This window comes from Shinella sp. Sh6 (assembly GCF_055392685.1).
This window is the reverse complement of sequence record NZ_AP044007.1, coordinates 18,777-43,708: the sequence shown is the minus strand read 5'-3', so window position 1 is coordinate 43,708 and position 24,932 is coordinate 18,777. Positions and strand designations below refer to the sequence as shown.

22 protein-coding genes and 2 pseudogenes are annotated in these 24,932 nt (G+C 66.9%); 10 read left to right on the top strand and 14 right to left on the bottom strand.

The features are described 5' to 3' along the window. Positions 1-5: 5 nt before the first annotated feature. The 3 genes and pseudogenes from ACZ5TO_RS22340 to ACZ5TO_RS22330 all read right to left on the bottom strand — a co-directional run bounded on the left by ACZ5TO_RS22340 (position 6) and on the right by ACZ5TO_RS22330 (position 1,304). Positions 6-416 carry a low affinity iron permease family protein gene (locus ACZ5TO_RS22340; protein WP_464801171.1) on the bottom strand — a complete coding sequence of 137 codons (411 nt, stop codon included), beginning with the start codon at positions 414-416 and terminating at the stop codon, positions 6-8. A gap of 128 nt (positions 417-544) precedes the next feature. Beyond that, positions 545-1,131: pseudogene (locus ACZ5TO_RS22335) on the bottom strand (cysteine hydrolase family protein). Between the two features lie 35 nt (positions 1,132-1,166). Continuing rightward, on the bottom strand, positions 1,167-1,304 hold the full coding sequence (locus ACZ5TO_RS22330) for a hypothetical protein (protein ID WP_464801170.1): 138 nt from the start codon (positions 1,302-1,304) through the stop codon (positions 1,167-1,169). Between the two features lie 74 nt (positions 1,305-1,378). Here ACZ5TO_RS22330 and ACZ5TO_RS22325 point away from each other — a divergent pair, with 74 nt between their 5' ends. Continuing rightward, a complete protein-coding gene (locus tag ACZ5TO_RS22325; RefSeq protein ID WP_464801169.1) occupies positions 1,379-3,103 on the top strand; it encodes an ABC transporter ATP-binding protein/permease in 1,725 nt (574 codons plus the stop codon). A 6-nt stretch (positions 3,104-3,109) separates the two neighbouring features. Here the strand turns inward: ACZ5TO_RS22325 and ACZ5TO_RS22320 are convergent, their stop codons facing one another. The 4 genes from ACZ5TO_RS22320 to ACZ5TO_RS22305 form a co-directional block, all read right to left on the bottom strand. After that, a complete protein-coding gene (locus ACZ5TO_RS22320; protein WP_464801168.1) occupies positions 3,110-4,618 on the bottom strand; it encodes a mercuric reductase in 1,509 nt (502 codons plus the stop codon). Between the two features lie 2 nt (positions 4,619-4,620). Further along, positions 4,621-5,904: a glucoamylase family protein gene (locus ACZ5TO_RS22315; RefSeq protein ID WP_464801167.1), complete on the bottom strand. Its 1,284-nt coding sequence runs from the start codon at positions 5,902-5,904 to the stop codon at positions 4,621-4,623. Between the two features lie 145 nt (positions 5,905-6,049). Further along, entirely contained in the window at positions 6,050-7,564 is a 1,515-nt protein-coding gene (locus tag ACZ5TO_RS22310) for a DegQ family serine endoprotease (RefSeq protein WP_464801166.1), read from the bottom strand. A gap of 142 nt (positions 7,565-7,706) precedes the next feature. Then, positions 7,707-8,120, bottom strand: a complete 414-nt coding sequence (locus ACZ5TO_RS22305) for a hypothetical protein (protein ID WP_184143002.1) — start codon at positions 8,118-8,120, stop codon at positions 7,707-7,709. Between the two features lie 324 nt (positions 8,121-8,444). Between ACZ5TO_RS22305 and ACZ5TO_RS22300 the strand changes: the two genes are divergently transcribed. Together ACZ5TO_RS22300 and dtd are read left to right on the top strand one after the other, a co-directional pair. Next, positions 8,445-9,650, top strand: a complete 1,206-nt coding sequence (locus ACZ5TO_RS22300) for a diaminopropionate ammonia-lyase (RefSeq protein ID WP_464801165.1) — start codon at positions 8,445-8,447, stop codon at positions 9,648-9,650. Continuing rightward, positions 9,647-10,089: pseudogene (dtd, locus tag ACZ5TO_RS22295) on the top strand (D-aminoacyl-tRNA deacylase). The gene ACZ5TO_RS22300 and the pseudogene dtd overlap by 4 nt, the downstream one beginning before the upstream one ends. Positions 10,090-10,107: 18 nt before the next feature. Here the strand turns inward: dtd and ACZ5TO_RS22290 are convergent. Then, positions 10,108-10,629, bottom strand: coding sequence for a MarR family winged helix-turn-helix transcriptional regulator (locus tag ACZ5TO_RS22290; RefSeq protein ID WP_464801164.1), 522 nt, complete (start codon positions 10,627-10,629; stop codon positions 10,108-10,110). 118 nt (positions 10,630-10,747) lie between these two features. On the opposite strand from ACZ5TO_RS22290, the gene ACZ5TO_RS22285 reads away from it, so the two are divergent. Continuing rightward, positions 10,748-12,268 carry an MDR family MFS transporter gene (locus tag ACZ5TO_RS22285; protein ID WP_464801163.1) on the top strand — a complete coding sequence of 507 codons (1,521 nt, stop codon included), beginning with the start codon at positions 10,748-10,750 and terminating at the stop codon, positions 12,266-12,268. A 74-nt stretch (positions 12,269-12,342) separates the two neighbouring features. Here the strand turns inward: ACZ5TO_RS22285 and ACZ5TO_RS22280 are convergent, their stop codons facing one another. From ACZ5TO_RS22280 to ACZ5TO_RS22270, 3 genes are read right to left on the bottom strand one after another with little or no spacing between them, the layout of a single operon-like run. Then, the gene (locus ACZ5TO_RS22280) at positions 12,343-13,176 is read right to left on the bottom strand and encodes an ABC transporter permease (RefSeq protein WP_464801162.1); all 834 of its coding nucleotides are present in this window, start codon (positions 13,174-13,176) and stop codon (positions 12,343-12,345) included. A 13-nt stretch (positions 13,177-13,189) separates the two neighbouring features. Next, a complete protein-coding gene (locus tag ACZ5TO_RS22275) occupies positions 13,190-13,966 on the bottom strand; it encodes an ABC transporter ATP-binding protein (RefSeq protein ID WP_184142990.1) in 777 nt (258 codons plus the stop codon). 25 nt (positions 13,967-13,991) lie between these two features. After that, positions 13,992-14,987 carry an ABC transporter substrate-binding protein gene (locus ACZ5TO_RS22270; RefSeq protein ID WP_464801161.1) on the bottom strand — a complete coding sequence of 332 codons (996 nt, stop codon included), beginning with the start codon at positions 14,985-14,987 and terminating at the stop codon, positions 13,992-13,994. 190 nt (positions 14,988-15,177) lie between these two features. Here ACZ5TO_RS22270 and ACZ5TO_RS22265 point away from each other — a divergent pair, with 190 nt between their 5' ends. From ACZ5TO_RS22265 to ACZ5TO_RS22250, 4 genes are all read left to right on the top strand, one after another. Continuing rightward, positions 15,178-15,924 (top strand): isochorismatase family protein, encoded by a 747-nt coding sequence (locus ACZ5TO_RS22265; RefSeq protein WP_464801160.1) that lies wholly within the window; start codon positions 15,178-15,180, stop codon positions 15,922-15,924. Between the two features lie 74 nt (positions 15,925-15,998). Next, positions 15,999-16,802, top strand: a complete 804-nt coding sequence (locus tag ACZ5TO_RS22260; protein WP_464801159.1) for an alpha/beta fold hydrolase — start codon at positions 15,999-16,001, stop codon at positions 16,800-16,802. A gap of 16 nt (positions 16,803-16,818) precedes the next feature. After that, positions 16,819-17,727, top strand: coding sequence for an XdhC family protein (locus tag ACZ5TO_RS22255; protein ID WP_464801158.1), 909 nt, complete (start codon positions 16,819-16,821; stop codon positions 17,725-17,727). A 63-nt stretch (positions 17,728-17,790) separates the two neighbouring features. Then, entirely contained in the window at positions 17,791-18,288 is a 498-nt protein-coding gene (locus ACZ5TO_RS22250) for a TIGR02444 family protein (RefSeq protein ID WP_464801157.1), read from the top strand. A gap of 16 nt (positions 18,289-18,304) precedes the next feature. Here the strand turns inward: ACZ5TO_RS22250 and ACZ5TO_RS22245 are convergent, their stop codons facing one another. The 3 genes from ACZ5TO_RS22245 to ACZ5TO_RS22235 form a co-directional block, all read right to left on the bottom strand. Next, positions 18,305-18,871, bottom strand: a complete 567-nt coding sequence (locus ACZ5TO_RS22245) for a UbiX family flavin prenyltransferase (RefSeq protein ID WP_464801156.1) — start codon at positions 18,869-18,871, stop codon at positions 18,305-18,307. Between the two features lie 15 nt (positions 18,872-18,886). Beyond that, positions 18,887-19,570, bottom strand: coding sequence for a GntR family transcriptional regulator (locus ACZ5TO_RS22240; RefSeq protein ID WP_184142968.1), 684 nt, complete (start codon positions 19,568-19,570; stop codon positions 18,887-18,889). Between the two features lie 152 nt (positions 19,571-19,722). After that, positions 19,723-21,351: a UbiD family decarboxylase gene (locus ACZ5TO_RS22235; protein ID WP_464801155.1), complete on the bottom strand. Its 1,629-nt coding sequence runs from the start codon at positions 21,349-21,351 to the stop codon at positions 19,723-19,725. A gap of 202 nt (positions 21,352-21,553) precedes the next feature. Here ACZ5TO_RS22235 and ACZ5TO_RS22230 point away from each other — a divergent pair, with 202 nt between their 5' ends. Together ACZ5TO_RS22230 and ACZ5TO_RS22225 are read left to right on the top strand one after the other, a co-directional pair. After that, entirely contained in the window at positions 21,554-23,980 is a 2,427-nt protein-coding gene (locus tag ACZ5TO_RS22230; protein WP_464801154.1) for a xanthine dehydrogenase family protein molybdopterin-binding subunit, read from the top strand. Positions 23,981-23,992: 12 nt separating this feature from the next. Next, positions 23,993-24,928, top strand: a complete 936-nt coding sequence (locus tag ACZ5TO_RS22225) for an ABC transporter substrate-binding protein (protein WP_464801153.1) — start codon at positions 23,993-23,995, stop codon at positions 24,926-24,928. The last annotated feature ends 4 nt before the right edge of the window (positions 24,929-24,932 follow it).

Below are 24,932 nucleotides of genomic sequence, written 5' to 3'. Positions count from 1 at the left end.
GACGGTTAGGGTCGCCGGCTCTTCCTCGCCTTTCTTTCGGCGTGGGTGTTCTGCAGCATCGCCTGCGAGCGCTCGGCCGCCTTCTCGCAATGGGCGTGAAGCTCTTCCAGCTCCTTGTCCGTCAGCCGCTCGATGCCGACGAAATCGTTTTCGGCGTCGGAGAACAGGATGATCTCGTCGAGCTTGGCCTGGATCGCCGCGCTGTCGCGGTTCTGCGTGTTCTGGATGAGGAACACCATGAGGAACGTGACGATCGTCGTTCCCGTGTTGATCACCAGTTGCCACGTCTCGGAGAAGCCGAAGAGCGGGCCGGATACCGCCCAGAGGAGAACGGCGGCCACGCACAGGATGAAGGTGATGGGGCTTCCCGTCGCATGGGCGGTCGCCGTGGCGAATCGTGCGAAAAATTGATCCATTCAGGGGACCTCGGCGGCTTGAGGATGGTCTGCGCAGGCCGATGACGCGGCGTCCGGTCCCGGTGCATCGCTGGAAACGGGGAAGGCCCGGACTTGTTCCTGCCGCTTGCCCGATGACACGGGGCCGCTCAGCGGCTTTCCTGTTCGGATGACAGGAAGTCCTCGGTGAGCATCAATTCCACCTGCGCGGAGAAGCGGTTGCCGAGCAGGGTGAGCGATGCGTCATGCGTCTCGTCGGCCCCGCTGCACACCGCGTCCTTGAGGACGATGACGCGGTAGCCGAGATCGATGCCGCCGAGCGCCGTCGCCAGGACGCACACATCCGTCTCGCCTCCGGTGACGACGAGCGTATCGACGGCCTGCGTCGCGAGAAAGGCGTGCAGCCGGCCGTCGATCCAGGGCGAATAGGCCCGCTTGTCGAATATCGTGGCGGGCGGGCAATAGCGCGCAAGTTCGGGAACGAGAGCGAGCATGTCGGGGGAAGGTGCTCGCCCGTCATCATCCACCATTTCTCGTAATAGGTCCGCCACATGCCGGGCGCGTCGGATGGCCGGGCCGGCGGGCAGAACCGCGAGAACGTCGTGCGGGCGGCGTGACGCTCCGCCACCTCGATGACCTGCGGCGACACCGCTTCCATCCAGGCGACGCGCCATGGCGTTTCCTCGGCGAACATTCGCTGCATGTCGACGCAGATATGGCGCCAGTTTCCGAACATGACGGCACTCGCTGAAATCGGTTCGCCCCGCGTGCTCAGGCCGCGCGGCGGATATCCTTGACCCCGCCGGCAAAGAGGTCTTCCATTACCTGCGTGGGCATTGCAGTCTCCTCGTTGGGAAAGCGCCGGCGGTCGGCCCGGGATTCAACAAGGGATTCCGGCGTTTGTTCCACGAGACCTTCCGTTGCCGCTCTCCGCTTCGGGCGCGGGGCGGGCTTTATGGCATAGACATGCATAGGTGCCGGCCATGGCCGATCTGAAACGGATGCGCGACGGTGTGGAGGAACGGCCGTTGCGCCGGTATGTGGCGACCATGGCGGCCGCGTTCGGGGCCTCGCCGATGCGGCGCGTCCTGATAGGGCTGGCCGCGGGCATATTCGCCGTCATCCTCGCCACCGCCTACGGGCAGATCGTGCTCAACGGCTGGAACAAGCCGTTCTACGACGCGCTGCAGCACCGCGACGAGCAGGCCTTCCTCGCCCAGCTCCTGGTGTTCTTCGAGATCGCCGGTGCGCTGCTCGTGCTCAACGTCGCGCAGCTCTGGCTCAACCAGATGCTGCACCTGAAGCTGCGCGAGGCGCTGACGCGGGACATGATCGAGGAATGGCTGAAGCCCGGGCGCGCCTTCAGCGTGGCGCAGCGCGGGCAGATCGGCGCCAATCCCGACCAGAGGCTGCACGAGGACGTCCGCCACCTCTGCGACCTGTCGGTCGATCTCGGCGTCGGCCTCTTGCAAGCGGGCGTGCTGCTCGTCAGCTTCGTCGGCGTGCTGTGGGCGCTTTCGTCCGGCTTCGTCTTCCATGTCTGGGGCGCGGCCTTCCAGATCCCGGGCTACATGGTCTGGGCCGCGATCCTCTATTCGGGCACGGCATCCTCGCTGAGCTGGATGGTCGGCCGCCCGCTGATCGCCCTCAACGGCGACCGCTATGCCCGCGAGGCGGACCTGCGCTATTCGCTGGTGCGGGTCAACGAGCAGCTCGACGCGATTGCCGTTTCCGGCGGCGAGGCGGACGAGGCGCGGCGGCTGGAGGGCGATCTCGGCGCGGTCATCGCCGCCACGCGCCGTATCGTCTCGGCGATGGTGCGCCTTGCCTGGGTGACGTTGGGTTACGGCTGGGTGACGATCGTCGCGCCGATCATCATCGATGCGCCGGTCTATTTCGGCGGCGACATGACCTTCGGCGGGCTGATGATGGCCGTCGGCGCCTTCAACCAGTTCCATGCCTCGCTGCGCTGGTTCGTCGACAATATCGGCTCCATCGCCGACTGGCGCGCAACGCTCCGCCGCGTCGCCGCCTTCCGCCTCGCGCTGGTCGAGGCCGGGGCGGACGAAGGGGCGGCGGACCGCATCGCCTTCGTCGCATCGCCCGCACCCGTCATGGTGCTCGACAATCTGGAGATGGATGCGCCCTCCGGGCCGGTGCGGCTGTCGCAGCCGCATGTGGTGGTCCACCCGGGCGACCGGGTGCTCGTCACCGGTCCCATGGGGGCGGGCAAGACTCTCCTGACGCACACCATCGCCGGGCTGTGGCGCCGGGGCAAGGGCGTCGTCCGTCTGCCGGAGGAGGGCGGCATCGCCTTCGTGGTGCGCGATCCCTACATGCCGCCAGGCACGCTGCGCGCGGCGCTCTGCTACCCGCGCACGGCCGAGGCCTGTTCGAGCGAGACGATCGTCGCTGGCCTCACGAGGGCCGGGCTGGAGCGCCTGTCGCCGTGGCTCGACCGCAGCGCCCGCTGGGAGCACGAGTTCGGCAACGCGGAACGCCGGATGCTGAGCCTCGTCCGGGTGCTGCTGCAACGCCCCGGCTGGATCGTGATCGACGATGTCGACGACCTGACCGACGGCGAGAACGGCGCGCGGGTCGCTGCCATATTCCGCGACGACCTGGCGTCCGCCGCGATCATCGCGATGGGGGCCGGAGAGGGGCACGGCGACCTGTTTTCGCGCACGCTGCGCCTCGTGAGCGGCTGATCCGGGTCAGGCTGGCGGCTTTCGGGACGGATCGTTCCGGACGGTGCCGTCGGTATCGCGCCTGTAGGCCTGCGCGGCCAGCATGATCGCGCCGGACTGTGCGGGATAGGTGTGGACGACGTCGGCGAGCGCCTGCATGCCGATGCCGGCGCTCATGATCACGGCCATCTCGTTGATCAGCTCGCTTGCCCGCGAGGCGACGATGGTCGCGCCGAGGATCCTGTCGCTGCCCTCGGCGACGTGGATCTTGACGAAGCCGGTCCCCTGGCCGTCCGTGATGGCGCGGTCGACATCGTTCAGCATGACCGTATAGCTCTTGATCGGGATGGCCTGCCGGCGGGCATCCCAGACCTGCAGGCCGATATGGGCGATCTCGGGATCGCAGAAGGTGCACCAGGGAATGACCGAATTGTCGTGCCGCTGGCGAGTCCCCAGCAGCGCGTTGCCGACGGCCATGCGCGCGGAGGATTGCGCGGCATTGGTGAATTTCAGCGGCAGGCAGGCATCGCCCGCGGCATAGACATCGGGATTGCTGCTGCGCAGGAACTCGTCGACCGTGACGCCCCGCCGGGGATCGGCGGCGATGCCGGCGGCCGCGAGGTCGAGCGGCTCGATATTGGGCACCCGCCCGGTGCAGACAAGGATCTCGTCGGCCTCGATCTCGCCCCTGACATCGTTGTTGAGGGTTTCGAGGATCTTCGTGTCGCCCTTGCGCCGGATGCCGGTGGCGGTGGTGTTCAGGCGGATCTCCATGCCGTCGCGCGCCATCGACCAGGAGAGGATCTCGGCGGCGTCGCGCTCCTCGCGCGGCAGGAATTTCGGATTGTTCTGCACGATGGTCACATGCGCGCCGAGCCGGCAGAAGGCCTGCGCCAGCTCGCAGCCGAGCGGCCCGCCGCCGATGACGGCAAGGCGCTTGGGCAGCGCGGTCATCTCGAAGATCGTCGCGCTCGTGCGGTAGCCTGTCCGTTCGAGGTTCGGGATATCGGGAATCCGCGGGCGTGCACCCGTGGCGATGAGCGCTTTCCTGAAGGCGAGGCGCTCATCGTCGACGAAGAGCGCGTTGGCGCCGGCAAAGCGCGCCTCGCCGAAGAAGAGATCGATGCCCAGCGCCGCAAGGTCATGGGCGGAGTGATAGACCGAGATGCGCGTGCGGATGCGGCGCATGCGCGCCATGGCGGCGGTAAAATCGAGGGCGGGTTCCTCTACCTCCGGCGCGCCGAATTCGTCGGCATCGCGCATCGCGTCATAGGCATGGGCGGTGCGGATGATCGCCTTCGACGGCACGGAGCCGGCATTGAGGGAGTTGCCGCCGAGATGCGCGCGCTCGATGAGGGCGACGGAAAAGCCGCGCCTTGCCGCATGTTCGGCCGCCGCAAGCCCCGCCGGACCGGCGCCGATGACGGCAAGATCGTAGAGGCCTTTCGGCCGGGGATTGCGCCAGTTGCCGGGGCGCACCCGCTCAAGAAAGCGGGCTTCGTCGTCGGGCCTTGCCTCGGGTGCGGTGCGTTGCATGTCTATAACCATCCGCCGGTGAACCCGGCATGCGCAAGGCCGGCGCGTATATAGCGGCAGCGCCGCATGATATCCCAGATAAGCCCCGTGCGATGGTTTTCGATGCTTACGGCAAGAAGGCCCTGGTCGAGCCCGTACCAGCCTTCCGAAAGCCACCCGCCGGGGGCCGAATGCAGCGTCGGGTTGAAGCCGCTCGAAAACCTGTCGCCGGGGCAGACCCCAGGGTAATGTTCGAGCAGGTACCGGGTGCCGGAAAGCGCGGCCTCGGGGGTGAAGGGCAGCGTTGCCAGCATCGCCCAGGGGGAGATCGTGCCATCGTCCGGGCCATAGGGCACGCCGCGCGACATGTAGCCGAAGAAGCGGCGGTCCCTGCCGTTCTGGCGCAGCGTCGGGAAGGAGGGTCCGTCGCCGGCCGTCACGCCCCAGAAATCGCGGCAATAGCCCTCGAATTCGTAAGGGTTGCGCTCGCCGTATTCGCGGTGGATGGCGATCGCGCTCTTCGTGTTCTCGAAATAGTCGCTGTCCTTCTCGCGCATGAAGGCATCGCGGATGCCGCGGAAATCGATCCATGCATGGGAGAACAGATGCGTGAACAGCGGACCGCAATAAAGGACGTCGCGGTCCAGCAGGTTCTCCCACTGGTAGGTGAGGCTCCAGGTCTCGAAGCAACTGGCCGAGAGCGGAAAGGTCGGCGATCCGAGCCCGAGGATGTAGAGGAGCGTCGCCTCGTTGTATCCCTCCCAGCCGTAGTGGAGGAAGCCGCATTCCGGCTTCCAGCCCTGCGAGAGGCCGGAGGTGCCGTTCTGCGCCCAGTGCCAGTCCACCCGGCGGTAGAGGGCATCGGCATGGTCGCGGATCTCGCTTTCATCGCCATCGCCGTCGAAATAGCCTGCCGCCACCAGGACGCCGGCGATCAGCAGCGCGGTGTCGATCAGCGAGAGCTCGCATTGCCAGACGCGCCTGCCGGACCGCATGTCGAGGAAGTGATAGTAGAAACCCCTGTAGCCGGTCGCATCCGCCGCCTCGCTCTGGACGCTGTTCAGGAAGAAGCGCAGCACCTTGAGGGTCCGGGCCGCCGCCTCCTTGCGGGAAAGCCAGTCGTTTTCCACCGCGACCGGATAGGCGGACAGGGCAAAGCCGACGACGGCGATGCTGCAGGGCGAACCGTCGCGGGAGGTGTCGGCGACGAGGCCGGTGTCCGGGTCCGCATAGTCGATCAGATAGGAGAAGGCCGCGCGCTGAAGCCGGCGGACCAGCGCCTCGTCCGAAAGGTGCCTCAAGCCCATCGCGCTTGTCCTGAAGGTGAATGAAGCAGCCGGAGACCCGGCCGGAAGGGTGAAGCCCACCATACCAACGGGCCACCTGAACGCAACCCGTCTGGTGCCCCGTGGGATGGGCCGCCCCCGGCGATGCCGGGAGCGGGATCGTCCGTCAGCCGGCGGCGAAGGGCACGGTGACGAAGCTCTGCTCGTCCTGGCGCTGCACGAGGAGCAGCACGGCCTTGCGGCCTTCCTTGCCGGCTTCGGCGACGGCGGCCTTGGCCTCGCTTGCCGAGGTCACCGTCTTCTGGTTCACCGAGAGGATGACGTCGCCGGGCTCAAGGCCCGCGTCGGCGGCCGGCTTGTCCGGGTTGACGTTCTCGACGACCGCGCCGGCCTCGCCCTTCGGCAGGCCGAGCGACTGGCGCATGTCCGCCGTGATGTCGCCGAGCTGGATGCCGATGGTCGGCACATGCTGCGCGGCGCTGCCGGATTTGCCGCCGCCGGCATCGGCAAGAACCTGGCCGCTGCCGTCGTCGTTGGCCCCGATGGTGATCGACAGGTCCTTGTCGCTGCCGTCGCGCCAGACCTTCAGGTCCTGCTTTTCGCCGGGCGAGAGATCGGCCACCATGCGCGAGAGGTCGCGCGGCGAGGCGACCGCCTTGCCGCCGAGCGCGGTGATGACGTCGCCGGAGCGGATGCCGGCCTTGGCGGCAGGCGTGCCGTCATCGACGCGTGCGACGAGTGCGCCGGCCGGCTTGGCAAGGCCGATCGCCTCGGCGACGTCCGCGGTCACCGGCTGGATCTGCACACCGATGAAGCCGTGCTCGATCGAGCCGTCCTTCATCAATTTGGCGACGACGCGCTGCGCCTGGTCGGAAGGGATGGCGAAGCCGACGCCGACGCTGCCGCCGTTCGGCGAATAGATCGCCGTGTTGATGCCGACCACCTTGCCGTCGATGCCGACGAGCGGGCCGCCGGAATTACCGTGGTTGATCGGCGCGTCGATCTGGATGAAGTCGTCATAGGGGCCGCTGTGCAGGTCGCGCCCGCGGGCCGAGACGATGCCGGCCGTCACCGTCGTGCCGATGCCGAAGGGATTGCCGATGGCAAGGATCGGATCGCCGGCGCGCAGCTTGTCGGAATCGCCCCAGCCGATGGTCGAAAGCGGCTTGTCGCTGTCGATCTTCAGGACGGCGAGGTCGGATTTCGGATCGGTGCCGATCAGCCTGGCGGGCAGTTCCGTGCCGTCGTCCAGCGTCACCTTGATCGTGCTCGCCTTGTCGATGACGTGGTTGTTGGTGACGATGTAGCCGTCGCTCGTCAGCACGAAGCCGGAGCCGAGCGCCTCGGCCTTGCCGCTCGGGCGCTGCTGCGGCATCGGCATCTGCCGCTCGCCGAAGAAATCGCGGAACTGCTGGTCGAAGGGCGAATCCTCGCCGAAGGGGGATATGCCGTCGCTCGAGGCGTTCTCGGCCTTCAGCACCGTCGTGATGGTGACGACGGCGGGCTTGTCTGCCGAAACGATGCCGGCGAAGGAGCCGCCTGCGAGGGCGGAGCCGAAACTTTGCGGGGCGGCGGCCTGTGCGGCGCCGGTGGCAAGAAGGCCGGAGGCGGCCATCGGCACCACCAGCAGGGCCACGCCGAGAAGCGCGGCGACACGATGCTTTGCAAGGATTCTGGTCATGGTCGTTTTCCTTTGTTCAGCGCTCCGGTGCCGGTTCTTGCAGGCGCCGGAGCGCACGAGACCGGGCCGCCGGTACAACGCGGCCGGTCTCTCGTTGGGAGGGTAGGGAAGGCGGGTAGGGTGTTGCCCGCCGCCGGAACGATCAGCTCATCCGGACGATATCCCGGTCGAGCTTGCGGATGTCGCCCCGCAGGCGCTGGAAAGTGGCGTTGGGGATCGCGCCGTGATGGGCGTCGGCGACGGTCATGGCGTGGTGGCGGATGCCGCCGGCCTCGCCTTCGAGCTTGCGCGCGGCGCTGGCCGAAAGCCTGTGGGCGGCTTCGCCGTGCTCGATCTTCCGTTCCGCCGAGTGCAGGCCGGCGAGAATCTGGTCGAGATGCGGCTTGCGGACCATCATCGGCGTTTCCACCGGCATCGGCCGGGAGATCGACATGTCGTCGCCATGGTCGGAATCCGACCTGATGATCTGATGGGGCTTGCCGGCAGCGAAGGCGCCGCCGGCGGCGAGCGAAAGGGCGATGGTTGCGAAGGTGATGGTTTTGAGTGTCGAGCGCATGATGCGTATCCTCGATGACGGGACGGTGCGTCCCTCCGGGCTGTCCGGTGTCGTCGCGTCGCGGCTTCCTTCCCGCCGGCGGCATCCAGCCCGGCATCATCTATAAACCCGGATTCCGGCGCGGGTCATGTTACAATTAAGTAAAGTTCCGAAGGGCCGGTTTGCCAAATAATTGCCCGGATTGAGGGAAACGCGTCGCGCGTGCCCGCGTCGTCCGGCGCCTTTGCGAGGCCTTCGCAATGAGGTGTGGATAATGGAAATACGGCCGCACTTTGCCGCGCGTTGCACTAGATTTGCGCAATGCCGATCCGGAGTGCCGCTGCCATGGCCGACCCCTATCTTACGAATACGCTTGCAACGCACGGCAAGCCGCTGACGCCGCAGGATGCCGAAACGCTCTCCGTGGAGGCCGCCGACCGCGTCGCGAAGGTCCTTGCGCTGCGCGAGAACAGCGCGGCGACGCCGCTGCACGCGCTGCCGGGGCTTGCCGGCGAACTGGGGCTGGGGTCGCTTCACCTCAAGGACGAGGGATTGCGGCTGGGGCTCGGCAGCTTCAAGGCCCTCGGCGGCGCCTATGCCCTGATGATCCTCGTGCAGGAGGAGGCGAGCCGCCGTCTCGGCCGTGCCGTTGAGATCGGGGAGCTGCTCTCCGACGAGGTTCGCGCGGTCGCGCAAAGCATGACGTTCGCCTGCGCCACCGACGGCAACCACGGCCGCTCCGTCGCGCAGGGCGCGCAGCTCATGGGCGCGAAAGCCGTCATCTTCGTCCATGCCGGCGTCAGCGAGGAGCGGGTCGCGGCCATCGCGCGGTTCGGCGCGGAGATGGTCCGCGTCGCAGGGAACTACGACGATTCCGTCGCCGAGGCCGCCCGCGTCTCGGCCGAGCGCGGCTGGACGGTTCTTTCCGATACGTCCTGGCCCGGCTACGAAACGATCCCCGGCCTCGTGGCGCAGGGCTATACCGCGCTGGTCCGCGAAATCCTTGCCGAACTGGACGAGCCGCCGACCCATGTCTTCCTCCAGGCCGGTGTCGGCGGCTTCGCCGCGGCGGTTGCGGGGCATCTTGCCGTCGTGCTGGGCGACAGGCGGCCGCATGTGACGGTGGTGGATCCGGCCCGCGCCGCCTGCCTCTACGAGAGCGCAAGGCAGGGCAGGCCCGTGAAGATCGAGGAGACGCAGCCGACGATCATGGCCATGCTGGAATGCTACGAGCCGTCGCCGGTGGCCTTCCGTATCCTCGAACGCGTGGCCGACGGCTTCATGACGGTCGACGAGGATGTCGCCGTTACGGTCATGCGCCGGCTTGCCGATCCCTTGCCCGGCGATCCCGCGATCGTCGCCGGCGAAAGCGGCGGCGCGGGCCTTGCCGGCCTCCTGACGGTCCTCAGGGATTCGGCGCTTGCCGGCAGGCTCGGCATCGGGCGTGACGCCCGGGTTCTCGTGGTCAACACCGAAGGCGCAACGGACCCGGCGCTCTACGAAAAAATCGTCGGCAGGAGCCCGCAGGCGATAGGAAGGGCTTTGCCATGAGAGCGCTTGTCCAGCGGGTTTCGTCCGCGCGGGTCGTCGTCGAGGGGGCGGTGGCGGGGGAGATCGGCAACGGCCTTCTGGTCTTCGTCTGCGCGATGAGGGGCGACACGGAAAAGGAAAGCGAGTGGCTGGCGCGCAAGCTCGTCAACCTGCGCATTTTCAGGGACGAGGCGGACCGCATGAACCGCTCGCTTGCCGATGTGGGCGGCGCCGCGCTCATCGTCAGCCAGTTCACGCTGGCCGCCGAGACGAAGGGCAACAGGCCGGGCTTTTCCACGGCCGCGCCGCCGGAGGAGGGGAAGCGTCTTTACGAGACCTTCTCCGCGAATGTCGCGGCCCTGGGCATTCCCGTTGCGAACGGCATCTTCGGGGCGGACATGCGGGTGGAGCTTGCCAATGACGGCCCGTGACGATCTGGCTGGACACGGCGTCCGGCTAGGGCTGCCGGGGAGTAATCCTATTTGCCGGCGTTCCCGGCGTCGAAATCCCGCGCCTGTGCCTCGAGTCCTTCGATGAAGCGGGTGTAGAGGGTCGCGAAGGCGGCCATGTCTTCCGGCGACCAGTCGCCGAGGACCTTCGCAAGGACCTCTTCCTTGACGCCGTTCACCCTGGCGAGAAGCTGCATGCCGTCCTCCGTCAGGGTGACGATGGTGCGGCGGCCGTCTTCCTGCGAGGCGGCGCGGCGCACGACGCCCCGCTTGACGAGGTCCGTGACGATGCGGCTTGCGCGCGAATGGTCGATGCGCAGTTGCTCGGCGACCGCGCCGACCGTGACCTCCTGTTCGAGGCCGAGGCGCCGCACCAGCGAGAGGACGTCGAGATGGGAAAGCTCCAGGCCCGCGCCGACGCGCGAAATGGCAAGGCGCCCGATATAGCGCCGGCCGGTCATGATGCGCATCCGCCCCATCGCCGCGCCGATGCGGGCGAAGGCGCCGGGGCCGGTCTTTTCGTCGTCATCGCTGCTCATGGCCACGAGCATTAGCAGATTTCCGCCCGGTGCCAAACAAATTTCGTGTCTTTGTCACATATGTGCGATTGACATATATGTGCCGAAAGCACATAAGTTGCCTCCGACAAAACCCAGACCGAGTTGCCCCATGGATTCCCGCCCCCGTACCGACGACGATGCCGCCTATGCCTCGCTCGTGCCCGATCCGCGTCGCCGGATGCTGGTCGTCTGCCTGCTCATGTCCGGCATGTTCATGGCGGCCCTCGACAACCAGATCGTCTCGACCGCGCTTCCGACCATCGTCGGGGAGTTCGGCGAGCTGGAACGGTTCGGCTGGGTGGGCTCGGCCTACCTGCTGGCGACCAGCGCCGTCATGCCGGTCTACGGCAAGCTGGGCGATCTCTTCGGCCGCAAATACGTGATGATGACGGCGATCTTCATCTTCACGCTCGGCTCGCTCGCCTGCGGCCTTGCGGTGTCGATGAACACGCTGATCGCCGCCCGCGTGCTGCAGGGCCTCGGCGGCGGCGGCATCATGGTCTCGATCTTCTCGATCAATGCCGATCTCTTCGAGCCGCGCGTGCGGGCGCGCTACCAGAGCTATTCCAGCCTGATGCTGATGGCGGCCGGCGCGGTCGGCCCGACGCTGGGCGGCGTGCTCTCGGACCTTTTCGGCTGGCGCTCGATCTTCCTCGTCAACCTGCCCATCGGCATTGTCGTGCTCACGGGCCTCGCCTTCATCCTGCCCTACCGCAAGCCGAGCCGCCGGCCGAAGATCGACTATGCCGGCGCGATCCTTCTGGCCGGCGCGGTGGCGAGCATGGTGCTCTGGGCCGACAGCCGCGAGATCTTCGGTTCGCTGGTCGCCCCGCAGAGCCTTGCGGTCGTGTGCTTCGGCGCGGCCTGCCTTGTCGCTTGGGTCCAGGTCGAGCGCCGGGTGCCCGAGCCGATCGTCCCGCTCGGCCTGTTCGCCAACCCGACCGTCAGCCTGCTGCTGGTCGTCTCCCTGGTGAGCGGGGCGATCGGCATCGGCTCGGTCAACTATATCGCGCTCTTCCTGCAGACCACCACGGGCCTCACGCCCTCGCAGGCCGGCCTCCTCTTCATGGCGCTCACGGGCGGCATCGCCGCCGGCTCGCTGACGGCGGGGCGGCTGATCTCGCTGACCGGCCGCTACAAGGTCTTCTCGATCATCAGCACGACCGGCAGCCTTCTCACCTTCTTCCTGTTCACGACGGTCCATCCGGGCACGCCGATCTACCTGATCGGCCTGCTGATGCTCCTTCAGGGCCTCAGCGTCGGCTTCGGCCAGCAGGTTCCGGTGATCGGGGTGCAGAATGCCGCCAGTAACGCCGATCTCGGCGCGGCGACCGGCGCCGTCACGCTGACCCGCATGGCGGGCGCCTCCATCGCCATCAGCATCTACGGTGCCATCCTGACCGCCTTCGTGACCGGAAAGGCAGGCGCCATACCGGGCGTCGCGAGCATCGAGGGCCTGACGCCCGCGGAACTTGCGACCCTGCCGGAACGCGCCCGCGCGCTGGTCGCCGCCGCCTATACGGATGCCTTCCATCCGGTGTTCCTCACCATGGCCGGCACCATCGCGCTGGGGCTGCTTGCGGCCGTCTGCCTGAAGGATATCCGCGTGCAGACGGGCCCGAAGCGGTAGGTGCAAAAAGAGGAAGAGCGGGAAGGTCACCTTCCCGCTCTTCCTCCAGTCCGCGTTGCGTTGGTCGATGGCGCTTATGCAGAATCCTGCCCCGTGATCTCGCTCTGCCAGGGCGCGACGATCCGTTCGAGCGAGCCGACGAGTTCCGTGAGGACCACCGCGATGACCATGATCAGGACGATCGGCACGAACATCTCGGCGGTCCTGAAGGCGTTGGCCGAGGTGATGATGATGCCGCCGAGGCCCGAGATCGCCGTCTGGAATTCCGCGATCACGATGCCGATCACGGCCTTGCCGATCCCGAGCCTGAGGCCCGCCATGATATAGGGGATCGTCGCCGGCAGGATGATGCCGCGCATGATCTGCGACTGCGGCGCGCAGAAGGCCGTGCCCACCTCGATCAGCGTCTTCGGCACGGCCTTCACGCCGAACCACGTATTCAGGCAGATCGGGAAGAAGGAGAGCAGGAAGACGATGACCGCCTTGACCGCAAAGCCCAGCCCGAACCAGAGGATCATCAGCGGGACGAGGGCGATGAGCGGCGTCGCGTAGCCGGCGGTGACATAGATGCCGAAGCCGGCCTCGAACAGGCGGTAGCGGCCGAGCAGGAGGCCCGCCGGAATGCCGAGGACGACCGCGGCGATATAGCCGGCGACGAAGGGCTGGCTGCTTTGGAGAAGCGCGGAGAGAAGCCGTCCGTCGCTGAACATGTTGCCGGCGGCCACCAGGATCGCGGTGGGGTAGGTGGCGAGCAGCGGATTGGCGTGCCGGCCGAAATACTCCCAGATCAGGAGGGCGATGACCACGGAAATGGTCGTGATCATCCAGTTCGGCACGGACCAGCGGCGGTTTACGGCTTCGGCCTGCCCGGAGGACAGCGCACCGTCGGGCTGCGTTGCTGTGGACATGGTATCGATCCTCTCAGGCTGCCTGGGTCTCGTGATCGTGGAGGGCTTCCCAGATCAACGTGCGTTTCTTGGAATATTCCGCGGATGTGCGCACGGCGCGCATGTCCTGCCGGTCGCGGCCGATCTCGATGGGGACGATCTCGCTGACCGCGCCCTTCTGCATCACGATGACGCGGTCGGCCAGCATGACGGCCTCGTCGAGGTCGTGGGTGACGATGATGATCGTCTTGCCCGTCTTGCCGTGGATCGACAGGAGCTCGCCGTGAAGCGTCTCGCGCGTCTGGGAATCGAGCGCGCCGAACGGCTCGTCCATCAGCAGGACCTCGGGGTCGATGGCGAGCGCCCGGGCGATGCCGGCGCGCTGCTTCATGCCGCCCGAAAGCTGGTGCGGCCTGCGCCTGGCGGCATGGCCAAGGCCGACGAGCTCGAGATAGTGGCTGGACGCCTTCGACAGTTCCGGCTCCCTGACGCCCTTCATCTCGAGGCCGTAGCCGACATTGCTGAGCGTGTTGCGCCAGGGCAGGAGCTCGGCGTGCTGGAAGACCATGCCGCGGTCGTAGCCGCAGCCCGAGACCGCGCGCCCGGCCACGCGAACCTGGCCGGACGATGCGGTTTCGAGGCCCATGATGATGCGCAGACAGGTCGTCTTCCCGCAGCCGCTGGGGCCGATCAGCGCGATGATCTCGCCCTTCTCGACGTCGAATGAGACCCCGTCCAGCGCGCGTGCGAACGCAACGCCGGATCGTGTGCTGAAGGTCTTGACGATATTCTGCACTTCCAGATGGGCCATGCAGAGTCCTCCTCGAATGAACGCGTTACTTCTTTTCGACGGCCGCCAGCGCTTCCTCGCGCAGGCTCGTATCGACGAAGGTGCTGACGTCGGCCTTTTCCGGCAGCGCGCCGAGACGGACCATCTGGTCGTCCGTCCATTGCAGGTTCTCCAGCGGGATATCGAGGGTCGCGGAGACCGCATTGTACTTTATCGCCTCATCGTAGATGAATTCGGCCGTCTTGTCGTCTTCGGGCAGGTGTGCGACCTTGCGCGCCAGCGCGACCATCGCCTCCTTGTTCCCGATGGCGTGGGCAAGGCCCTCCATCTCGGCGGCGAGGAAGTTCACCATGTCGGCGCGGCGCTCGGCGATCTTGGCGCCGGTCGTCATGATGCAGACCTTGACGAATTTGGGCGTCACTTCCGCGCCGGCAAGCAGCGGCTTGACGTTGAGCGTATCGGCGCTGACGGCAAATTCGCTGGAGCTCGCCGCGGCGGCGACGACGCCGGAGCTGATGGCGCGCACGCGGTCCGCGCTGCCGCCGGCATTGGCATAGGTCACGTCCGTGGCGGCAACCCCGGCCGCTTCCAGCGCGAGCTGCGCAAAGAGCGCCGGCAGCGAACCCGGCGCCGAAACGCCGATCGCCTTGCCCTTGAGATCGGCCGGCGAGTTGATGTCCCTGGCGGCGAAGACCGTGTAGGTCATGCCCGGCCAGTCGCAGCCGATGATCTTGATGTCGGCGTTCTGGTGCATGGCGGCGAAGGCCACGACGGGACTTGCCTCGAAACTGTCGAGCTCGCCGGCGATGAGCGCCTTGAGGGCCGTCGGCCCGCCGGTAAACTCGACCATGTCGATATCGAGGCCGCGCTTCTCGCCGAAGCCGCCCTCGGCCGCCTGGAACAGGAAGCCCGAGTCTCCCTTGGCCTCGACGATGCCGTGTTTCCAGACCTCTCCTGCATGAGCCGGGGTGAATGCGAGCGCGGTGGCAAAGCCTCCCGCGATTGCGAACCAACGGCTGCCGACAACTATCCTGGACACCATATGCGCCTCCTCCCAAAAGCCTTGAATCGTTCCTCGGGCCCTTAAGGGCCGGAGCCACACGACATCGCCTCATCAATGTAGGCTTGTCATAATGTGTGTTTGCCATACAAACACATCTGTGGCATAAGTCAAGTCGGCAGGCGCGCAGGGCGTGCCTTGCCCGGTTTTGTCCATGTTTCGGGAGGATTGAATGGCTGAGAGAATCTGGGACAAGTTCCTGACGGAGCGGGATAAACAGGTCTTCGCGCTTGCGGGCTACGGCGTGCGGCAGGGATTTGGGAAACGGCCCGCCCTGCTCGTCATCGACGTGAACTACGCCTTCTGCGGCGACCGGCGCGAGCCGGTTCTCGAATCCATCAAGCGCTGGCGCCAGTCCGGCGGGGAGGCGGCCTGGGATGCCCTGCCGGTCATCCGCAAGCTGATCGACGTCGCGCACGACCGCGAGCTGCCGGTGATCTACACGACCGGGATCCGCCGCGACGACAACTGGGATGCCGGCGCCTGGGCGTGGAAGAATGCCCGCACCGGGGAAAAGCCCGCCGGGTCGAACCGGAAGGGCAACGAGATCATGCCGCAGGTCGCGCCGGGTGCGCAGGATATCGTGGTCTATAAACAGAAGCCGAGCGGCTTCCACGGCACCAATCTCCTCGGCTACCTCACCCAGCTCGGCTGCGACAGCCTCATCGTCACGGGCACGGCGACGAGCGGCTGCGTGCGTGCGACGGTCGTCGACGCCTTCAGCCACAATTACCGTGTGACGATGGTGGAGGACGCCTGCTTCGAGCGGTCCGAGGCGAGCCATGCGATGGCGCTCTGCGACCTCAACGCCAAATACGCCGACGTGATCGAAAGCCCGGAAGTGCTGGCCTTCATGGAAAGCCTGCCGCGCGGCCTGTTCGACCTTCCCAAGGGCGCGCCCCGCGCGGCGGCCGGCTGATCCGCCGGGCCCGGACCGGCGGCCGCAGCGGCCGCCGGCAGGATCGACACAACGACGACAGAGGAAATTCCAGAATGTCCAATGCAGGATCCGATTTCGCAACGGCGCGGGACGGCGCGCGCCTTTCCTACCGCCTCGTGCCGGGCAGCGGCTCCGGCCGCATCGTCCTCGTCCACTCGCTCGCCATGGACAAGACGTTCTGGGACGCGACCGTCAAGGCGCTGGAGGGAACGGCGAGCGTGCTCACCTTCGACTGCCGCGGCCATGGCCGGTCGGACAAGCCGGAAGGCCCCTACAGCGTCGAGCAGTTCGCCGACGACATCGCCGACCTGATGGACCATGTCGGCTGGCCTTCGGCCATCGTCGCCGGCGCCTCGATGGGGGGCTGCGTCTCTCTGGCCTTTGCCGGCCGGCACTCCGGGCGGGTGCGAGGGCTCGGTCTTTTCGACACCACCGCCTGGTATGGCGAGAATGCTCCGGCCGCCTGGGCCGAGCGCGCCGAAAAGGCGAGGAACGAAGGCCTTTCCGCACTGGTCGGCTTCCAGAAGACGCGCTGGTTCGGCGATGCTTTCCGCGAGGCGAACCCGGCCGTCGTGGAGCAGGCCGTCGGCGTCTTCCTCGCCAACGACCTGCCGGCCTATGCGGCAACCTGTACCATGCTCGGCGCGGCGGATCTGCGGGCGTTCCTCCCGGGCTTTACCTTCCCCTGCGAAATCCGCGTCGGCTCGCAGGACTACGCCACGCCGCCGGACATGGCCCGCTATCTTGCCGACAATATCAGGGGCGCCCGCATCGAGGTGATGGACGGCGTGCGGCATTTTTCGCCGCTGGAGGTTCCGGAGCGCATCGCCGCCGCGCTGAAAGACCTCGTGGCCTGAACGGGAGCTGACGGCGATGCGAAACGGCCAGGGCGAATGGGACGTCTTCGATGACTACGTCCTCGACTTCGCGATCGAACGGCTTTCGCGCGGCGAGAGGCTGGCCCTTGTCACGCTCGTCAGGATCGAGGGCTCCTCGCCGCGCTTTCCCGGCGCGCAGATGGCCGTATCCGAAACGGGCGACTGGGTGGGCTATCTCTCCGGCGGCTGCATCGAACGGGCCGTCGTCGCCGAAGCGCTCGATGCCATCGCCGCCGGCGGGAACCGGCTGGTCCGTTACGGCCGCGGATCGAAATATTTCGATATCCAGCTTCCCTGCGGCAGCGCGATCGAACTCTTCTTCGACGTCGGCATCGGTGCGAAGAGCCTGATCGCCATCGACAGGCGGCTGAAGCAGCGTCAGACGGCGGAGCTTCCCATCGATCCCGACAATCGCTTCAATGCCCGCATGGTCCGTCTCTACCGGCCGCGCAAGCGGCTGATTATCGCCGGTGTCGGGCCTGCGACCGTGCAGCTCGCCCGGATGGCGCAGGTCGCGGGCTTCGAGGTGATCGGCTGGTCCTATGACGAACCGACGCTGGAGCGGCTGGCAGCGCTCGGCGCTGCGACGGTGCGCCTGACGGGGCACGGCCGCACGCCGCCCCTCGAAGCCGATGCGCTGACGGCAATCGTCTTCATGTTCCACGACCACGACTGGGAGATGGCGCTGCTTCCCGCCGCGCTTGCGACCGATGCCTTCTATATCGGCGCGATGGGAAGCCATGCGACCCATCGCCTGCGCCTTGAAAAGCTGGAGGCGCTGGGCTTCGACCGCGCGAGCCGCGAGCGGATCCATGGGCCGGCGGGCCTTTTCGCCGGAAGCAAGAGCGCCGGCGACATCGCGCTCTCCATCCTTGCCGAACTTGCGCAGGCGGGAGCGGCATAGGCGGGAGATCCTTTCCCGCCGCAAGCGGGTCTGGTACATCGCACGCAGCAGGGGAGGGATATCATGTCGAGCGAGAATGAGGGGCTTTGGGCCTTTGCCTTGCGCCTTTACGGCGCCCCGGGCGTCAGCGACGCTTGCCTCGTCCTTCAGGACGAAAGCGGTGTCGACGTGCCGGTCCTTCTGTTCTCCGCCTGGCTTGCCAGCTCCTCCGTGGCGTTGACGCAAAGCGAGCTCGCACGGATCGACGGCCTCGTGAAGGCCTGGCGCGACGAGGTGATCAAGCCCTTGCGGGCGGTGCGCCGCCGGCTGAAGACCGGTCCCTATCCCGCCCCGGATCCGCAGACCGAGGACCTGCGCAACGGCATCAAGGCCGTGGAGCTTGCGTCGGAAAAGATCGCGCTTGCGCTTCTGGAGGCCGAGGGCGCCGCGCTTGCCGGCGCCGCGTCGGGCCCGGCCGGGGACAATCTTTCCCTCGTCCTGCGTCATTTCCGCGGGGGCGAGCCGGATGCGCAGGCGCGTCAGGCCCTTGCCGTCATCGAGCGCGCGCTCGCCGCGCTGTAACACCCCGGGCTTGCGGTCAGCCGTCGTCCTTCCAGCGCCTGACGGCGGGCAGGTGAATGTCGAAGAGGTCGAGCGCCCGCCCGACCGTCTGCGTGACCATGTCGTCGATGGTCTTCGGCATCGTATAGAAGGCGGGGACCGGCGGCATGACGATCGCGCCGTTGCGGGTCGCCTGGTCCATCAGCGCGATATGGCCGGCATGGAGCGGCGTTTCGCGGAAGAGCAGGACGACGCGCCGACGCTCCTTGAGGCAGACATCCGCAGCCCGCACGATCAGCTCGTCGTTGTAGCAGTTGGCGATCCCGCTCAGGGTCTTCACCGAGCAGGGAGCGACCAGCATGCCGGCGGTGCGGAACGAACCGGAGGAGATGGCCGCGCCGATGTCCTTGTGGCTGTAGACCACGTCGGCAAGTCCCTTGAGCGCGTCGGCGCTCATGTCGATCTCGTCCTGCGCGGTGCGGTAGGCCGAGGGCGAGATCACCGCATGGGTCTCGATATCCTCGACCTCGCGAAGCAGTTGCAGCGCCCGCACGCCGTAGATGATGCCGGAAGCTCCGGTGATGGCGACGATGAAGCGGCGCATGCGATTGTCCTGCGGTTACGACGTATAGGCGACGCGGAAGGCCGACACGGCCGCATTGGCGACATGCGCCTCGGCGGCCGCCTTGGCCGCGGCCTTGTCGCGCGCGGCGATGCCCGCCACGATCGCGTCGATTTCCTGAATGCTCTGGTTCCGGCGCTCCGGGCGCACGACCGAGCTGCGCCTGAGCGGCGAGGTCAGCAGGGTGAGCTTCTTCAGGAGGTCGAAGGCGATGGGATTGCGCGCTCCCGTGCAGATGCGGTCGTAGAATTCCCGCTTGGTGGCGACGATCTCTTCGGCATTGCCCTCCAGATAGGCCTTCTTCAGCCGTTCGCTCTGCTTTTTCAGGGCCTCGATTTCCTCGTCCGGGGCGTTTTCGATGAACTGCTCGACGATGAGCGGCTCCAGCACGCCGCGGATGCGGTAGATGTTGTCCGCATCGGTGCGGGTCACCGTCACCACGGTCAGGCCGCGGTTGTTGTGGTCGGTGAGGACACCTTCGGCCTGAAGCTGGCGCAGCGCCTCGCGAAGCGAGGTGCGGCTGACATTGAGCTTCTCGCACAGGTCCTTCTCGACCAGGTGCGTGCCCGGCTCCAGCGCGCCGGTCTCGATCGCCTTGCGCAGCGAATTCATGATCTTGTTGCGCAAGGGAGCAGGTTCGTGGACCAGCGGGTTCAAGGTTTCTTCAAACGGTGTGCTCATGGTGTCCTCGTGACGGGGCTCATCTCGGTGTGACCGCATGATTGTCATACGAGAAAATCACGCTTTCGTCATCTCTTGCCATATTCGGGGAACCGGGCAAGCCGCGATGCAGGCGACCGGCGGGCCGCCTGCCGTGTTTTTTCGTGCCGGCGCTATTTTTCGATGTCGCGCACCGGCGTTTCCGGCTTCATGCCGCCCTGTCGGCGCGCCAGCGTGTTCTCGCCCGTCTTGCGCCAGTCGCCGGCAACGGCCGCATCGGCGAACCGGGTCCACAGGTCGCTCCAGTCGCCCAGCGAATAGCCGTGCCACGGCGGCTGCGGCGAGAGGCGGGGAAGCTGGAGGTCCTCCCAGATCCTGCGCGCCCTGACCATGTAGGGCTCGGCCGGAAGCGCCAGCGGCGGCATGGGCGCCTTCAGCGTCGCGTCGATCAGCAGCGTGCCCTCGGCGTTCTTCGAGCCGGATTTCGGGCCGTGGCCGCCGGAGCGATAGGGCGTGACATGCACGTCGTCGATCATGTTGGCCCGGTAGGCGAGCGACCAGAAGACGGCGTCCGCATTGCGGCTGTCGATATCGTCGGAAACGGCGATGACGATCTTGCCGCACTGGGCCTGCAGCGTCGCCGCGCCCTGCAGGCCGCGCCAGATTTCCGATTGCGGCGCCGAGCGGTCGAATTCCAGGAAGATCACCTTGCGGATATTGGTGAGCGGCTCGTGCATGACGACGCGCTTGATGCCCTTGACGTTCAGCACCTTCTTCAGGTGGTTGAGGAACAGGGGCTCGTAGGCCACGCGCTTGAGCACGCTCGATTCGCTGGGCGTGACCTGGCTGACGATGGACACGAGGACCGGCTTCTTCTTGCGGGTGATCGCCGTCACCTGCATGGACATGTTGAAGTCTTCCAGCGCGACATGGCCGTGGCTTTCGCCGAACGGGCCTTCCGGTTCCAGCAGGACCGGGTCGATCAGGCCCTCGATGACGATTTCCGCGTCGGCCGGCACCTCGAGGTCGATGGTCTTGCACTTGACGATGCGGATCGGCTGGCCGATCAGGCCGCCGGCGACGCCGAGCTCGTCCTGGTCGATCGGCAACTTCTGCGGGCCGGTGAAGAGGACGGCGGGCGCGCAGCCGATGACGATGGCGCAGGGCATGGGCTTGCCCATCTTCTGGTATTTCAGCCAGTGCTGGTAGCCGCCGGCGCCGGACAGGCGGCTCGCCATGCGCACGCCGAGGCGGTCTTCCGCCTTGAGGGCGGCGCGGTAGGTGCCCATGTTGCGGATGCCGTTTTCCGGGTCCCGCGTGATGCAGAGCGTGGCGGTGAAATAGGGGGCACTGTCGAAGCCGGGCGTGGAGACCGGCACGGGCAGCGAGCCGAGGCCCTTGCCCTCCTGCCTCAACTCGTCGCCGGTGATGACGACTTCCTGGCAGGGCGCGTCCTCGACCGTGACCGGGTCGATGGGGTGCTCCATGGCATTGACCCAGACGTCGCCGATTTCCTCTTCGGAAACGCCGAGGCCGGCGGCGTAGATGGCGGGCGAAGCGGCAAGGACGCCGACGGCGACCGGGATATCGTAGTTCTCGCCCCTGGCGCCCTTCACGTCGGTGAAGAGGAAGCCGCGGCGCTGCTCGTCCGGCAGGCCGCCCTGGAACTGCCAGCGCGCCAGCGGATGCAGCTCGCTGTCCTTGTCGATCGGAACCTGGATCCGGGTGATGAGGCCCTTGGCCTCCAGTCTCTCGATATGCTCCTGCAAGTCGAGCGGCGCCTTGCGCGCGGATGCTGTCATGTTGTTCTCCCAAACCTTTCCGAAGCGCCGAGCCGGCTATGGCAATCGCCCTCCTGTCAAGGGCGATCTTTTCGTTTGCATTATGACCGCCATACTGTCATACATTAATACGAAGAGCAACGGCATAGCGCATGCCGTGTGCAAGAAGGCGGTGGATGCCGGAAACGGCCCGGCCGCCACGCATACGGAATAGGGAGGAGCCATGAGCAGTCTGCAGAACACCGCCGCGGCCGGCGAGGTCGTGCATCCGCTGAAGCAGCCGAAGCCGGCCGAGCTTTCGCCGGAGATGAAGCTGGTGCAGGAGGCGCTGTTCCGCCACGTCGGCAAGCCCCTCCCGCGCAAGGAGGACGGCCGCCTGATCACCGGCAAGGGCCGGTTTTCCGACGATTTCTCGCTGCCCGGCCAGACATATGCGGCCGTCGTCCGCTCGCCCTATCCGCATGCGCGCATCAACGGCATCGACAAGACGGAAGCCCTGGAAAGCCCCGGCGTCCTTCTCGTGCTGACGGGTGAGGACATCCTTGCCGACAACATCCTGCCGATCCCACACAATCCGGTCCCCTCCACCAATTTCGACATGAAGCTGAGGGCCAAGGACGGCAGCCACGCCTTTACCGGCCCGCATTACCTCCTGCCCGCCGACAAGGCCCGCCATGTCGGCGAGGCGGTGGCGATCGTCGTCGCCGAGACGGCGGCGCAGGCCGCCGACGGCGCGGAAAAGGTGATGGTCGACTGGGAGGAGCTGCCCTTCGTGACGGATACGGCCAAGGCCGCCGAGCCGGGCGCGCCGGCCGTCTGGGACGAGGTTCCGGGCAATGTCTTCATCGACACGACCTTCGGCGACGTCGAAGGCACCAATGCCGCCTTCGCCGCGGCGGACCATGTGGTCAAGGCGGAATTCCACATCCATCGCGTCACCGGCGTGACGATGGAGCCGCGCGCCTCGCTCGGCTCCTACGATCCGGAGACGAAGCGCTACACGCTTTATGCCGGCAGCGGCGGGGCGGTGCGCCAGAAGAACGAGCTTTCCAAGGTGCTCGGCATCGAGCCGAAGGACCTGCGCGTCCTGTCCTTCGACGTCGGCGGCAATTTCGGCACCCGCAACCGCGTCTATGTGGAATTCGGCCTCGTGCTCTGGGCTTCCCGCAAGCTCGGCCGGCCGGTGAAGTTCACCGCCACCCGCTCGGAATCCTTCCTGACCGACTATCAGGGCCGCGACCTCGTGACCAAGGTGGAGCTGGCGATCCGCAAGGACGGCAGGTTCCTGGCGATGCGCGCCGACAACCTGTCGAATGTCGGCGGCCGGGCCGTCTCGCTCTCGCCGCTCAGCAAGGGCTCCGGCCTTATCACCGGCTCCTACGACATTCCCTATGCGACGCTGCGCGCCCGCGCCGTCTTCTCCAACACGATGTGCACGCAGGCCTACCGTAGTTCCGGCCGCCCGGAAGTGACCTTCGCCATCGAGCGCATGTGCGAGCTTGCCGCCGACCAGCTCGGTTTCGACAAGCTGGAACTGCGCCGCATCAACCTCGTTCCGCCGTCTGCCATGCCCTATGTCAACGCGGTCGGCTCGGTCTACGACAGCGGCGAATACGAAAAGAACATGGACCGCGCGCTCGAGCTTGCCGAATGGTCGACGTTCGAGGCCCGCAAGGCGGAGGCAGCCACCCGCGGCAAGCTGCTCGGCCGGGGTTTCGCCAACTATGTCGAATCCTCCATCGGCACGCCGAAGGAGCGCGCAGAGATCGAGATCAAGGACGACGGCACCGTCGAGGTCGTCATCGGCACCCAGCCGAGCGGGCAGGGCCATGAGACGAGCTTCGCCCAGGTCGTGGCGGACATGCTCCAGGTCCCGGTGGAAAAGGTCTGGATCGTCATCGGCGACACCGACATCGTCAGCGTCGGCGGCGGCTCGCATTCCGGCCGCTCGATGCGCCATGCCGGCACGGTCATGGCCATGGCCTCGGCCGATCTTCTGGCGGAAGGCCGCAGGCGCTCTGCCGAACTCCTCGGCACCGCGCCCGACGAGATCGATTTCGAGGGCGGCGTCTTCAGGCAGCGCCATACCAACCACGCGGTCGACATCTTCGAGCTCGGCCGGCGCACCCGCGCCAGCCACGGCACGCTGCGCGTCGTGCGCGACAACGAGATGCACACGCCGGTCTTCCCGAACGGTGCGGCGATCTGCGAGGTCGAGGTCGACCGTGAAACCGGCCATGTGCAGATCGTCCGCTACACGTCGATCGACGATGTCGGGCGCTGCATCAATCCGCTGATCGTCCACGGCCAGACCCATGGCGGCATCGCGCAGGGCGTCGGCCAAGCCATGTGGGAGCTCTGCGCCATCGATGCGGAGAGCGGCCAGCCGCTGGCCGGCTCGTTGATGGACTACGGCATGCCGCGTTCCGACACCGTACCGAGCTTCACCTGCGAGATCGCCGAGGTCTTCTCGCCGACCAACCCGCTCGGCATCAAGGCCGGCGGCGAGGGCGGCACGACGCCGGCGCTCGCCACCGTCGTCAACGCCGTCGTCGACGCGCTTTCGGAATTCGGCGTCACGGACATCCAGATGCCGGTCACGCCGGCCACCGTCTGGCGCGCCATGAACACTGGACGCAACGCGTCCTGAGGAGGACTTTGAATGAGTGACCTGAAGCCCGTCCGCATCATCGCGTTTCCGGGTGCGCCGAACCTGCCGACCTTCGCCGCCATCGAGAAGGGCTATTTCGCCGACGAGAGCCTTGCGGTCGAACTGGCGCTGACCGCAAGTTCCGTCGCGCAGGCGGAACGGACCGCCGCCGGCGAATTCGACATCGTCTTCACCGCCTTCGACAATGTCGTCGCCTACGGTGAGGGGCAGGGCGCGGCTGCGGACGGCGTCGATCCCGATTACGTGGTGCTGACGGGCGCGACACAGCTCGAGCTCGCCATCGTCACGGCGCCCGAGGTCAAGGCCTATGCGGACCTGAAGGGCCGCTCGATCGCGCTCGACGCGCTGACCACCGGCTTTGCCTTCGTGCTCTTCGACATGATGGAGAAGAGCGGCCTTGGCCGTGACGACGTGACCTTCGCCGCCGTCGGCGCGACGCCGCAGCGCTGGCAATCGGTCAAGGCCGGCGACCATGCCGCGACCCTCACCATCGAGCCCTTCACCAGCATCGCCCGGCGCTCGGGCTTCAACGTGCTCGACGTCTCCTCGAACCATTTCGCCAGCTACCAGGGCGGTTCCATCGCCGCGCGGCGCGCCTATGCCGCGGAAAACCCGGAAACGGTGAAGGCGTTCATCCGCGCCTATCTGAAGGGGCTTGCCTGGACGCTCGATCCGGCGAACCGCGAGGCCGGTGCCGCGCTCCTCCAGAGCCGGATGCCGGATATCCAGCCGGCGGCGGTGCCGTCGATCATGGCGAGCCTGCTTTCGCCGCGGTCCGGCCTCACCCCCGGCGCGCACATCCTGCCGGACGGCATGAGGACGGTCCTCGACCTGCGCTCGCGCTACGGCAAGGGCGGCAAGGTGCTGACCGATATCGAAAAATACCTCGACCTCTCGTTCTTCGAGGCGGTCGCCGGCGGCAAGTGACGTG